Origin of the sequence: Paraburkholderia bengalensis (assembly GCF_037126505.1) — a bacterium.
Taxonomy (GTDB): Bacteria; Pseudomonadota; Gammaproteobacteria; order Burkholderiales; family Burkholderiaceae; genus Paraburkholderia; species Paraburkholderia bengalensis.
This window is the reverse complement of record NZ_JACFYJ010000091.1, coordinates 21,223-33,822: the sequence shown is the minus strand read 5'-3', so window position 1 is coordinate 33,822 and position 12,600 is coordinate 21,223. Positions and strand designations below refer to the sequence as shown.

Annotated in this window: 8 protein-coding genes and 3 pseudogenes; 7 read left to right on the top strand and 4 right to left on the bottom strand. The window is 56.8% G+C overall.

Annotated elements, in window-relative coordinates; translation table 11 throughout:
• Window positions 1-368: 368 nt before the first annotated feature.
• Together H3V53_RS34445 and H3V53_RS34440 are read right to left on the bottom strand one after the other, a co-directional pair.
• Window positions 369-1,694, bottom strand: coding sequence for an epoxide hydrolase family protein (locus H3V53_RS34445; protein ID WP_336601633.1), 1,326 nt, complete (start codon window positions 1,692-1,694; stop codon window positions 369-371).
• A 673-nt stretch (window positions 1,695-2,367) separates the two neighbouring features.
• Window positions 2,368-2,562, bottom strand: a pseudogene (locus tag H3V53_RS34440) (transposase domain-containing protein); the annotation flags it as partial.
• 703 nt (window positions 2,563-3,265) lie between these two features.
• Here H3V53_RS34440 and H3V53_RS34435 point away from each other — a divergent pair.
• Complete coding sequence (locus H3V53_RS34435) at window positions 3,266-3,499, top strand: VOC family protein (RefSeq protein WP_336601632.1); 234 nt, start codon at window positions 3,266-3,268, stop codon at window positions 3,497-3,499.
• The gene (locus H3V53_RS34430; RefSeq protein WP_336601631.1) at window positions 3,481-3,828 is read left to right on the top strand and encodes a VOC family protein; all 348 of its coding nucleotides are present in this window, start codon (window positions 3,481-3,483) and stop codon (window positions 3,826-3,828) included. Before H3V53_RS34435 ends, H3V53_RS34430 begins: the two co-directional genes overlap by 19 nt.
• Window positions 3,829-3,923: 95 nt before the next feature.
• Here the strand turns inward: H3V53_RS34430 and H3V53_RS34425 are convergent.
• A pseudogene (locus H3V53_RS34425) lies at window positions 3,924-4,183 on the bottom strand (IS110 family transposase); the annotation flags it as partial.
• A gap of 517 nt (window positions 4,184-4,700) precedes the next feature.
• Here H3V53_RS34425 and H3V53_RS34420 point away from each other — a divergent pair.
• The 3 genes from H3V53_RS34420 (at window position 4,701) to H3V53_RS34410 (ending at window position 7,249) form a co-directional block, all read left to right on the top strand.
• On the top strand, window positions 4,701-5,567 hold the full coding sequence (locus H3V53_RS34420; RefSeq protein ID WP_336601630.1) for an oxidoreductase: 867 nt from the start codon (window positions 4,701-4,703) through the stop codon (window positions 5,565-5,567).
• Between the two features lie 494 nt (window positions 5,568-6,061).
• Window positions 6,062-6,715 (top strand): response regulator transcription factor, encoded by a 654-nt coding sequence (locus H3V53_RS34415; protein WP_336601629.1) that lies wholly within the window; start codon window positions 6,062-6,064, stop codon window positions 6,713-6,715.
• 147 nt (window positions 6,716-6,862) lie between these two features.
• Entirely contained in the window at window positions 6,863-7,249 is a 387-nt protein-coding gene (locus H3V53_RS34410; protein ID WP_082426935.1) for a response regulator, read from the top strand.
• Window positions 7,250-7,266: 17 nt separating this feature from the next.
• Here the strand turns inward: H3V53_RS34410 and H3V53_RS43835 are convergent.
• Window positions 7,267-8,404, bottom strand: a pseudogene (locus tag H3V53_RS43835) (porin).
• 238 nt (window positions 8,405-8,642) lie between these two features.
• Between H3V53_RS43835 and H3V53_RS34400 the strand changes: the two are divergent.
• Both H3V53_RS34400 and H3V53_RS34395 read left to right on the top strand, forming a co-directional pair.
• Window positions 8,643-9,974 (top strand): MFS transporter, encoded by a 1,332-nt coding sequence (locus H3V53_RS34400; protein ID WP_336601627.1) that lies wholly within the window; start codon window positions 8,643-8,645, stop codon window positions 9,972-9,974.
• Window positions 9,975-10,152: 178 nt separating this feature from the next.
• Window positions 10,153-12,546: an ATP-binding protein gene (locus tag H3V53_RS34395; RefSeq protein WP_336601626.1), complete on the top strand. Its 2,394-nt coding sequence runs from the start codon at window positions 10,153-10,155 to the stop codon at window positions 12,544-12,546.
• Window positions 12,547-12,600: the final 54 nt, after the last annotated feature.

Below are 12,600 nucleotides of genomic sequence, written 5' to 3'. Positions count from 1 at the left end.
GCTCAAACCCGAGTCGAGTCTCCCATAGAGAGAAACGCTGGATTGCGCATACGAAATCGTAGGTCCCGTGAGAGAACCCAGTGAGATCAACGGAATGAACAGTTTCTTGTTCATCATCCAACTGCCTTCGCTTAATTCATAAACCGAGAAAAGATTCTCATGCACCTGCGTATATGAGCGCAATAGACGTGTGCTACAGGATGTGGCATTACCCGTCTGCTGGCGAGGTTGTACGGCAGGGTCGCGTGTGAGCTTGGTCAGAAGCCTTTGATCTCAATCCGCGTTTTTTTACTCGCGAACAATTCCGGCACGGTATCCGCCAAATGCAGCGCGGTCAGACAAGGATGCGGCCAATCCGGGAAATTCGCTCAGCGTAGTGATCTGAAGCTCGCGCGAATCTCATCGGTAAACTGTTCAGGCTGTTCCCATGCCGCGAAATGTCCGCCCTTCGGTAAGCGGTTGTAGTGAGTCAGGTTGCGGTATGCTTTCTCGGTCCAACTTTTTGGCGCTGCGTATATCTCGTCTGGAAATACGCTCACCGCGACGGGTATAGCCACATGCTTCGGAGCAAAGAAGTCGAGCTTGTTCTCCCAGTAGAGGCGGCCCGAAGAAATGCCTGTATTTGTTAGCCAGTACAGCGTGACGTTATCCAGGACGTCATCCTGCGACAAACCTTCTGGCTGACCGCTGAAAACGCGAGCGATCAGTGCTTGGCTGGCAGCGTCGTGATCGAGCATCCATGCGGCCAAGCCGATGGGGGAATCGCAGATTCCATAAAGCGTCTGCGGACGGTTCGCCATTTCCTGAGCGTAGCCCAGACCGTGCTTGTAGAAGACGTCGAGTTGGTCGAACGCATGCTTTTCGTCGGCCGACAGTCCAGCCGGCGCGGGCTGGCCGTACTTGAGCAAATTCGCAATGTCCTCAGGCACCGTGGCAGGCATATTGGTGTGAATGCCAACAAGCCCCGGCGGTGCGAGAAGTGCCATCTGTTCCGTCACGGCATTTCCCCAATCGCCCCCTTGTGCCGCGTATTGCGTGTATCCGAGGCGTTGCATCAGTACGATCCACGCTCTGGCAATGCGTGCAGGGTCCCAGCCGGTCGCCGAAGGCTTGCCGGAAAATCCGTAACCCGGCAACGATGGGATCACGACATCGAACGCATCGGATGCACTCGCACCATGCGCGAGCGGGTTCGTCAGCGGATCGATAATCTTCAGTTGCTCGATGATTGAACCGGGCCAGCCGTGCGTCACGATAATCGGCAACGCTTTGGGTTGCTTTGAACGGACGTGAATAAAGTGAATATCGAGCCCATCGATCTCGGTCACGAATTGCGGCAGCGCATTCAGCCGCGCTTCGATCTTGCGCCAATCATATTCCCTCGCCCAGTAGCGTGCGACGATCTGCATCGTTGCAAGCTGCACGCCCTGCGATGCGTCTATTACCGTTTCGCGCTCGGGCCATTTACTCGCCGTGATCCGTCTTCGCAAATCGGCCAGCTGTGCTTCGGATGCATGCACCCGAAGCGGGCGGATCGCCGTCGCGTCGCCCGTGCCGCGTTGTACAACCTGTATGTCGGGAGCGCCCGCCTCTGCAAATGCAACCCTTCCCAACGCGCCCATCATGACGGTCATGGTCGCTGATTCCAGAAAACGACGACGCGGTCGATACGATGGACGATGATCGTCTCGCATAGCAACTCCTCAACGTAATCAGCTACCGAAGTACAGATTGCAATAGCTCACGGGGCCGACGCAGTTGTCGCCGCGTGAAGTGCTAGCGCCGTCATGCGGAAAGGGCCCGCGTGCATGCGGTGACTCGCCCGAACCTGTTCCCCCCCGGCCCTCCACCGTAACTCGAATCACCGGGATTAGCGACGGTTTGTTGTTGCTGCCCGCGGATCGGGATGGTCACCCTGCTGCGCAATCACACCTGCTGAGACAGAACACATCGTAGCGACGGCAAGAACGCCAACGAGGGACCTCACGACAACATCCTGATTAACCATGCAGCGCAATTGTGAATGAAGCGATCCGAATCATCATGTCTCAGGCAGGCGACAAATGCGCATGCTTCTGGCGACGCCAATGTACTGCACATGGTGAGATGAAAGGAATCATGCCGCGCATGGTGATATGAAAAGAGCGTAGCGACGCACTATGCGACACGCCATTGTGCGATCGCGTGACGCGAAGCACACCATCGCATGGGCAGGGCATACTTTCGTATGATTTCGACTTGCAGACCGGCACGCGACGTCATAGTTTATTGAACGAATCGAAAGAACCCACGATCTGCACCCTTGCCTTACGTTCGCTTCTCAACGCGAGATTGGCAAGGATTTCTGACCGTAATTCAAGCTCCGTACTATTTCGTGGTGAAGCATGAAACTGGTTTTCGTGTTCCCGTCGCCCACGATCTCCGGTCTGCGATATGCGTAAGCACGTGGCTCGGATACGTGCGTGGATCGATGTCATTGAGTTTGCAGCTTTCGATGAGCGAATACATTGCGGCCGCACGCTCGCCTCCGCTGTCAGAGCCGCAGAACATAAAATTCTTGCGACAATGCACATAATCCATTGTTGCAATGCAAGCTCCCCATAATTTCTGGCTGCGCATTACCATTCATGGACAGGATGTATCTGGATCTCCCCGGATCGCAGTCATTACATGGAGCCCATTGGCGGGTCGGCCGATTTGCGCAACCTGTCTGCGACGTTCCATGGAAACAGCATCGTCGATGCGGTTGGCCTTGTGGTAAGGATTCTGCAGCTTTGTGCAGAGCGGTACCATATCGGCGAACCTGTGTCATAGGACGACTTGCCGATGTGGCGCGCGGTGCGACTCGGCATCGATGTACGACGGGAAGAAACCGAGGCACGACTCGCGGATGGGCGGCTTGTCAATCTCCTTGTCAATACATCTCCACCGTCTCGCCGCGACGGCAGGCGCGAGGGGCGACGGGGGCGCTCATGGACTAGGCGCTGCGAGGGTCGGGGAACAGGAGGGGCAGCAGCGGCGGCCGCACGTGCGGGTGGAATACTTGACCATCGGTGAGCGGGCAGAAAATCTGCCGATCTTTATAGATCCTGCTCCTGGGCGCGATGCATGTGCGTTAGCACGGCCGACAACGCCGACATGTTCCATCTGTCATCAATGAAAAGTATTGTGTCGTGATCTTCTTATACTTTTGCGCTGCGTTTTCTCCTATGGTGCTTTCATGCATTCGACGCCTCAGCAACGCGAAGCCTACGGGACGTCAACTATGGACAACGCATCGACGAAAGACCCGCGCGCCGCTGATATCGCGGACTTCCTCACTTTCGATATGAAGCTTGAGATCGTCGTCATTCCTGTCACGGACGTTGATCGCGGCACGCTTTTTTATATCAAGTTGGGTTGGCAACTAGATCTCGACTACAGTGAAGCGGACGACTACCGGGCGATCCAGTTCACGCCACCGGGTCGAGATGCTCAATCATGTTCGGTAAAAACATGACGACGGCGGCGCCAGGCTCTTCGCAGGCCTTTCATCTTGTCGTATCCGACATCGAGGCAGCGCGCAATGAACTGCTTCGACGGGGAATTGCGATAAGCGAGCCATTCCATGATATGGGCGGCGTATTCCATCATGCGAACGGAGAGAGCGTCGAAAACGGATTGAATCCGCTTCGTAAAAGTTATGCTTCGTACGCTTCGTTCAATGATCCTGACGGTAACGGTTGGATACTGCAAGAAGTTACCGCGCGGTTGTCCGCAGACGTCCGAGTGGGCGATCCCAGATTCACCGATGCGGTTCTAAAGGCAATTCATGCGCCAGAGGGGTGAGTAACTGGCGAGAATTGTCCTTTGCCTGATGCCATTTGCGTTTTGTCGCTGGCTTGTTGTTCTTGTTTATATACTGTTTAGTGAGGGCGAGACATCTTGTTACCGATATTGAATGTCTCGACGAACTTCGCTGGCATTAGCTTGACCTGATGACCCGTCTCCATCAATCGTCGCGCCCAGTGCTGCGAGCCGCCGCATGCCTCCATGCCGATAAGACATGGTTCGCGATTCGCGAAATGCTCGAGGAATGCAGCCCGCTTCAACTGTCTGTTCACCATCTCACTGTGCCGGCGTCCACCCAGTGAAGATGGAAGACGTTCTTCGCGATATCCAACCCGACCGTCGTATATTTCATTTCTGACCTCCCGTTAGCATGTGAAGACCTCAATGATCTTCCATTTGGGCACTTTGATACCGTCGGCCCGCGAGGGTCCGCCACTTCCCGTCACCCACCTGGTCGGTGGGGGCGTTCATTACATTAGTCGCCGCCCAGGAGGACGAGCGTGCGGCAAGCTCGGGCTTCAATGGACTCACGGCGGTCACAGCAGTCCATTTTTGTCTCGCGTTGTTGACGAATCGGCAACGCTTTTTGCTATTGATGTCGACATGGACAAAATGTGACGAGCAGAGCTTGTATTGACCGTCACGCATATCCAACGTGCTCTGTTCAATTTTTCTCGGGAAATCGTGCTTAAACCAGTGGTGAGGAACAGGAGATTAGTTCGCCAGAACCGCACATCTATCTGCATCATTAACATCATTCATGCCGGCGGCGCCGGTAATCCATCTGCAATATTTGCAGTGAATCGCTACTATCACCGCCTCAGCGATTTCACGCTGATCTTGTCCATATCGATATCAAAGAGGCTTGCATGATTACATCTGAAGTGCCTGTCTGGTTCATCACTGGTTGCTCAACAGGTTTCGGTAGGGAACTCGCGGGAGCGGTTCTGGCGCGTGGCTGGCGCTGCGTTGCGACGGCGCGCAATGTTGCAACGCTAGAGAATCTGGCGGCCCCGGGTAGCGATGCCGACAGTCGCCTGCTGCGGATATCGCTTGACGTGACTAATGCAGCTCAGATCCAGAGCGCTGTCGAAGCGGCGCATCAGCGGTTTGGAGTCGTCGACGTGCTCGTGAACAATGCGGGGTATGGGTACCAGTCGTCAGTCGAAGAAGGGGTCGAGAGCGAGATTCGGGCTCAGTTCGAAGCGAACGTCTTCGGCCTTTTTGCGGTAACGCGCGCTGTACTGCCGGGGATGCGTGCGCGGCGCAAGGGCCATGTGATCAACATTACGTCAGTAGGTGGCCTGATGGGATTCGCTGGCGCAGGCTACTATGTCGCGACCAAGCACGCTGTCGAAGGTTGGTCCGACTCGCTCGCGCTCGAAACGGAGCCACTCGGGATACAGGTTACGTGCGTCGAACCGGGAGCCTTTCGTACGGACTGGGCAGGACGCTCGCTTAGACAGACCCCGGTTCGCATCAGTGACTACGCAGAGACGGCCGGGAAGCGCTTGCAGATGACGGTGGGATACAGCGGCCAACAGCCGGGCGATCCGGCACGCGCCGCGCAAGCGATGATCCGTATCACCGAATCGGGTGAGAAGGCACCTCGTCATCTGGTTTTGGGGGCGTTCGGGGTCGATGCGGTAACGAAGCGCCTGCAGGCCACACTGGCCGATATCGAAAAATGGCGTGAGACCAGTATCGGCGCGGATTTTCCGGCGGCTGCCAAGTAACACGCTCTTTACTCGAAAGACCTGAAGCGCCGGACGGGGAGCCGTTCGATGTCTCTGTCACTGGACTCAGAAGTCATTCTCCGGGTTCCGGCGTCACAGGCCAGCGCTTGCCTGCGTTGAGCGCGAGCAAAGCCCGCGCTCGACTGGCCGGGCACGCTTAAAGGCCGTGCCCGGCTACGACCGGACGCGCCGTCACACGGCAGCCGAAAGAACCGCGAATATGTGCTTGGTCAAATTGCCATTCCGGTGCAGGACGCTGCAGCGCGGCGCGACGTCATACATAAAAACCCTTGGGCTCGCGCGCTGGGCAGTGGATGACCGCCACGGACGGCTCAGGCGCCTGCCGACTGATCCCTGCGATCCGCGTCTGCCGAGTCCAACTGGATGCGCGTGCAGAGCAAGTGGACCTACGTTGTCTTTGGTCTCCACCGCTTGGTATATTAGAAGCGCGTCGCAGCACCTCCTGCGAGTCACGTTCCGACGGTGGATCAGTCATGAAAGAAGATGCAGTCCGACCAGGGACAGGGTCCGCACTGCGCCCGCTCGTGTATGTGATTGACGATGACCCATCGGTCAGGGGCGGGCTGAGTTCGCTTTTCAGGTCAGTTGGACTTCAGGTCAACGCGTTTGAATCGGCTGACGAATTCTTGGCCGCGCCTTTGCCGGAGGTGCCAAGCTGTCTGATTTTGGATATCCGTCTGCGGGGAGCCAGCGGGCTGGCATTGCAGCAGGAGTCGTTCAGGAAGCGAATCCGCTTTCCAATCGTGTTTCTCACCGGCTACGGGGATATCGAAATGGCGACAAAAGCCATGAAAGCCGGTGCCTTCGACTTTATGACCAAGCCGTACAAAGAGCAGACGCTGATCGATACTGTTACGGCGGCCCTCGTTAAAGACGAAGAGGCCCTTCGCAAACAAAAAGCCGCCGCCGACATTCGCAAGGACTACGAGGCGCTAACGAGGCGAGAGCAGGAAGTAATTCGCCTCGTCATGGATGGTCTGCTGAACAAGGTGATTGCGGATCGACTCGGCCTGAGCGAGGTGACGGTCAAGATACATCGTGGAAGAGCGATGCACAAGCTACATGCCCGATCCGTGGCTGAGCTCGTGAAAAAATTGGGGCCAGTGTTGGAGGAAGGGTCCGGCTAGTGCCCACACTGTAACTGTAATGGGTCTCGGGGCAAGTAAAGTGGAGTACTTTGCGCATCATTCTAAGGTGTTATTGTCCTTACCCGCCCCGGACTGTAACGTACGCTAAGTTTGGTTGTCTGAATCCGCACAGCGTCCGGAGTCCAGATGAAATCAAAGCGCTCTTCCGCTGTGATTGGCGTGGTCGACGACGACGAGTCTATCCGGATGGGCCTCTCGAGCGTGCTTCGCTCGGCTGATTGGCAAGTCGCGATCTATTCGTCAGCGAAAGAACTAATCGACGATACTCATCGGTCAAGGTTGACACTGGTAATAACAGATGTCCAGATGCCAGATCTGGATGGGTTTGCGCTGCTCCGCGCAATCAGACAGTGGGAGTGTCCCATTCCAGTGATCTTTATTACCGCATACCCGACAGCAGCTATTTCAGATCGAGCGAGCGACGGCGGTGCTGCCGGTTTCTTTTCGAAGCCGGTGGACGATGAGCGCCTGCTTGCACTGATCGCAAAAATCTTGCAACCGTACGAAAATTAGATCGAATGCTCGTGCTCCTAGAAACTAACATTCAGGCCCGCTCGCATTGCGCTTTGCTGTGCGCTCGATGACGCGCCAAGGGCTGCATTCGCCGCTACCGCGCTCCGCCCGGTGGAGTCGACACCCGACGCGTGCTGCATCATTGCCTCAAGGTAGACGAAGACGGTTTTTTGCAATATGTATCGGATGCCTACCACGGCCTGCAGGTATCGTGCGGGACCCAGTCCTTCTGGTCGGTGGAGGGTGGAAACGCTGTTTCTGGTCGTAACGTTGTATGAGGCTCCGACCGAAAGCGCTGGCGAAATGGAGTATCTGCCATTCAGTTCAACATTATGGAAATTGGCATCCCCCGTGTACTCTAAAGGATTGGGGCCGGCGCTCGGATCGCCTAGACCCCGAAACCGGGTGTTCGTGTATAGCACGCCCAGCGTTACGGAACCGGCACTGTAAGAGGCACCCAACGAGAGAACCTGATAGGCGTGGGCGGACGAGAATCCGCTGTCGACAGGCGACGTATAGTTTGCGCCTGGCGGAACGGTGACAGTGTTGGCATTTGCGGTTCCGGCGGCCAGGCCAAGATTTGGTGTCTGGGCGCTGCTGTAGCTTGCGCCGATCGCTATCTGTCCAAGGGAGTAACTAACGGCGGCAGACGCAACCTGGGCGCGGGGCCCGTTGCCCGCGACGCCCCGGGGCGTAGAGCGCTTGAAAATCGAAACCGCCAATGGTAGGCGCGATGTATTTGAGAGCGCCCGGAACCCTGAATGTATCGTACAGATTGTCCACGTCCCCCGGGTGTGCCGCCAGAACGCCTGCCCACTGTGTCGCAGCCGCGAAATTCACAGCAATAAGGGACGCATCGGTGTTGATTTGCCTTCCCGCTAGCACCGTGCCAGAGTTGCCTGTGACCCCGACCAAAGCCTGACTTCCAAAAAGTCGCCCTCCTTGGCCCATTGAGCCGGTTGTCGCGTTAAATCCGTTTTCGAGGCGAAAGATCGCCGCCTTTCCGTCGCTTAGATCCTCTGTTCCTATCAATCCGATCCGGTTTCCGCGTATGCCGTTGTCGCTTAGACGAAGCACCCGGCCCCCGTTGCTGTTGGTACTGACCAGGAGGCTTTCATCGATCACTCCGTAAAGCGTGACGGTGCTTTGAGCCATCGCTACGGCCGACGCCGTCATCGTCGAAACCGCGACGAGCCAGGAACTTTTCAAGTAGCTCTCACCTCCTCTACAGCACAGCAAAGAGGGCTGGATCGTATGCCTCCGCGCGGGACAGACCTTGCGATGCCATCGACTCGAAATAGCGGTAGAGTAGAACAGTTTGTAATAGAAATCCGGTGAATTGTCATCCCCGGAACACGATGTCTGTCACACAACGCCACGAAGGAGGTGGCTCGTGAACATATGTCCGCAGCCTGTGCGCTCAAAGGCGCCATCCTCAAACAACACGGGACAACCACATTCGGTCTTTAAGAGAATAGGCTGGCGGCTTATGCCGCTTTTGTTCGTGGTGTTTGTGCTTGCCTATATGGACCGTGTCAATATAGGTTTCGCGAAACTCCAGTTCTCGACAGAGCTCGGTCTGACCGATGTCATGTACGGGAGGGGCGCCGGTATATTTTTCTTTGGCTATATGCTGGCCGGCATTCCGAGCAACCTGCTGTTGGCGAAAATGGGAGCACGCGCAACGATCTCCCGGATAATGGTGACCTGGGGAACTGTGTCGTCGCTAATGATGTTCATTTCTACGCCGACGCAATTCTATGTGCTCAGGTTCCTGCTGGGCCTCGCCGAAGGAGGGCTTGCCCCGGGTGTCTACCTTTACCTGACCTACTGGTTTCCGGCTGCGTTGCGCGCGAGGATGCTTGCCATTTTCCTTGCTGCCGTTCCTGTCGCCGGTATCTTGTGCGCACCGCTGTCGGGTTATCTGCTTGACAGCATGCATCATGTCTATGGATTAAAAGGCTGGCAATGGATGTTTCTGTTAGAGGGCATCCCTTCAATAATCGTAGGTTTTATTGCGCACTTTTTAATCCAGGACACGCCGCAAACTACCAGGTGGCTGACTGCGCCCGAGAAGGAACGGGTCGCATTGGCATTGGAGTCGGACGTCCGGGCGAAGTGTGCCGGGCGCACCCGATCAGCCGCGCGTCACGTGCTCAATTCCAAGACGTTCCTTATCCTCGCTACCGTCGAGACCATCGGTGGTGCGGCTGTCTCCGGTTTCGCTTACTGGCTCCCCCAGATACTGCGGGATCTGGGCATACAGTCGCTCACTCGGAACGGTTTGATTGCTGCGATTCCATCTGTCTGCGCAAGTGTGGGGATGATCGTCTGGGGATTTTCGTCAGACCGGTTCCACGAGCGTCGATGGCACTATGCGATTGCCGCAGCCGTGAGCGCTCTTTCCCTGCTGGTTGCTACTCAGAAAAACGTCAATTTTTTCGTCGCGATAGCTGCTTTGTCACTGGCGTACACCGGTATTCTTTCGTGTGTCGGCGTGTTTTGGGCCTACGCGACAAGTTATCTTAGGAGCGACGCTGCAGCCGTAGGAATCGGACTGCTCAACACGGTGGCGGCATCTGCAGGTTATGCAACTCAATATGCGTTCGGCGCTGCCAGCATGGCTACGAATAGCTCGCTTACAGGTCTCTACGGGATTGCCATCGCGATGCTTATCGGCGGAGCGCTTGTCCTTTTTGTCCCGAAGGACGCGCGGCCTGCGTAGCAAGCCGTTTCTGACCCGTTCATCGCATTGCCGACTGCTCCGGTCACGACCGTGTACTTGGGGCATAAGAGGCGCACAGACCATGATCATGTCGCGTTTCGTTGCTTTAACACAATCATCGACTCAGCCGAAACCAGCCTGAAGGGCGTGCACTCGAATGACAGAGGATTCCGGTTACATGCTGAAGCCTCTTCGCGAGGAGGCGGGCCTGATGCTTTACCGCGGTAAGAACATCGGCACACTGGCGCCGGTCATCGCGCTCGCGGCGGCCCACCGGTCGACTTCACAAGGTGTGCGCCGGCTGGAGTACGAATGGTCGCTCGCGTCGGAACTTGATTCGGCCTGGGCGGCTGTTCCCCTGGAGCTGACACGATATGCCGGGCGGCCGACCCTGGTTCTTCAGGATCCAGGCGGGGAGCCGCTGGATAGGATTATCGCTGCGCATAGCGATGAGCCGCTCGACCTGGCCCAATGCCTGCGGATCGCAGCCGGCCTCGCTGCGGCGCTGGGCGAGGCGCACCGGCATGGGCTTATCCATCGAGATATCAAGCCGGCCAACGTGCTCGTCGATCGCTCGGGGCGAGCATGGCTGATGGGGTTTGGTATCGCGTCCCGACTGCCGCGAGAGAGACTTGCTCCCGTATCTGCTGAAATCGTCGCAGGGACACTTCCTTACATGTCCCCGGAACAGACGGGGCGCATGAATCGCTCGGTCGATGCTCGCAGCGACCTGTACTCGCTAGGCGTGACACTGTACGAGCTATTGACAACCGATCTGCCGTTTACAGCTTCGGATCCGATGGAGTGGGTGCACTGCCACATCGCGCGACAGCCCCTCCCGCCGCAAGAACGGAAACCGCATGTTCCGTCTGTCGTGTCGTCCATCGTTATGAAACTGCTCGCCAAAACGCCGGAAGCGCGCTACCAGACTGCTGCGGCCGTGGAGCGTGATATTCGGCGATGTCTGACTCAGTGGCTGGCAGAAGGACGCGTCGATGACTTTCCGCTGGGCGAGCGCGACATGCCCGACCAATTATTGGTCCCCGAAAAGCTTTATGGTCGGGAAGATGTAGTCGAGTCGTTGATAGCGTGCTTTGACCGGGTCGCCGCAGGCGGCCATCCAGAGCTCGTCCTTGTGTCAGGATATTCGGGGGTCGGCAAATCTGCCGTTGTCAACGAGCTTCACAAACCGCTCGTTCCGTCACGAGGTCTTTTCGCATCCGGGAAGTTTGATCGATACAAGACGGACATTCCCTTTGCGACTCTGGCGCAAGCTCTAGGGGGCCTGGTTCGTTTGATTCTCACCAAAAGTGCGGCAGAGATTAGTCACTGGCGCCAGGCGATCGGAGAGGAACTGGGCGCCGACGGACAGCTGGTCGTCGATCTCGTCCCGGACCTGAAGCTGATTATTGGTGAGCGATCTCCTGTCCCTCCGCTGCCGCCGCAAGATGCGCAATTACGCTTTCGCCGCGTGATCCGGCGGCTCGTCAACGTTTTCACCCGAGACCATCCTCTAGCTCTTTTCCTCGACGACCTGCAATGGATCGACGCGGCCACCCTGGATCTGATTGAAGACCTGCTCACGCAGCCTGATGTTAAACATCTGCTATTGATAGGCGCCTATCGCGACAACGAAGTCTCACCGACGCATCCGCTGAAGGGCAAGGTCGCAGCAATCCAGCAGTCAGGATCGGCTGTCCATGAGATTGTCCTCCGGCCGTTGAGCCGCCCCGATCTCGAGTTGCTGCTGGCCGATACTCTACGTTGCGATCGGCAATGCGTTGCTCCTTTAGCGCGACTGCTTGAAGAAAAGACGAATGGCAATCCCTTCTTCGCAATCCAGTTCATTTATGCTCTGGCCGACGAGGGCCTGCTTTTTCTAGATCACCGGAGACCCCAATGGAGTTGGGATCTTGAGCGAATTCGCGCGAAGGGATATACCGACAATGTCGCGGACTTGATGGTCGATAAGCTCAACCATCTAGCACCCGAGACAAGGGTAGCGCTGCAGCAGCTGGCATGCATTGGTAACCGCGTCGACTTCGCGACACTGCGGCTTGTGCCCGGGGACTCGGTCAATGAAATGCATCGCCAGCTATGGCCGGCTGTTCAAAGCGGGCTTATCCTGAGGTCCGACGAATCGTACCGTTTTTTGCACGACAGGGTTCAGGAGGCCGCATATTCCACTATTCCGGAGAGTCAGCGGTCGAAGGCACATTTTAGAATCGGTATGCTGATGGCAGATCATACGTCGCCAGCCGCGATCGAAGAACGCATCTTTGAGATCGTCAATCAGTTGAACCGTGGGGCGTCGCTAGCCGCGTCGATAGCGGAGCATGAACGGATTGCACACCTGAACCTGATTGCAGGCAGACGCGCTAAGTCATCAACGGCCTACATATCGGCGATAGGGTATCTCCGCCGCGGCCGAGCCATGTTGACGGATGAAACATGGAATCGCAATGAAGACCTGATCTTCTCGATCGAGAGCCTTCTTGCCGAATGCGAGCTGCTGACGGGGGGGGCTGGATGCAGCGGAAAGCCGGCTGGCGATGCTACGCCCGCGGGCTAGGGATCCTCGCCACGCCGCACTTGTCACTCGCCTGCAGTTGACGCTTTATAACCT

What these genes read in the sequence shown, in the direction of transcription:
- H3V53_RS34430 (WP_336601631.1), top strand. Translation starts at nt 3,481, where the DNA reads ATGTTCGGTAAAAACATGACGACGGCGGCGCCAGGCTCTTCGCAGGCC.
- H3V53_RS34410 (WP_082426935.1), top strand. Translation starts at nt 6,863, where the DNA reads ATGAAATCAAAGCGCTCTTCCGCTGTGATTGGCGTGGTCGACGACGAC.
- H3V53_RS34420 (WP_336601630.1), top strand. Translation starts at nt 4,701, where the DNA reads ATGATTACATCTGAAGTGCCTGTCTGGTTCATCACTGGTTGCTCAACA.
- H3V53_RS34395 (WP_336601626.1), top strand. Translation starts at nt 10,153, where the DNA reads ATGCTGAAGCCTCTTCGCGAGGAGGCGGGCCTGATGCTTTACCGCGGT.
- H3V53_RS34435 (WP_336601632.1), top strand. Translation starts at nt 3,266, where the DNA reads ATGGACAACGCATCGACGAAAGACCCGCGCGCCGCTGATATCGCGGAC.
- H3V53_RS34445 (WP_336601633.1), bottom strand. Translation starts at nt 1,694, where the DNA reads ATGCGAGACGATCATCGTCCATCGTATCGACCGCGTCGTCGTTTTCTG.
- H3V53_RS34415 (WP_336601629.1), top strand. Translation starts at nt 6,062, where the DNA reads ATGAAAGAAGATGCAGTCCGACCAGGGACAGGGTCCGCACTGCGCCCG.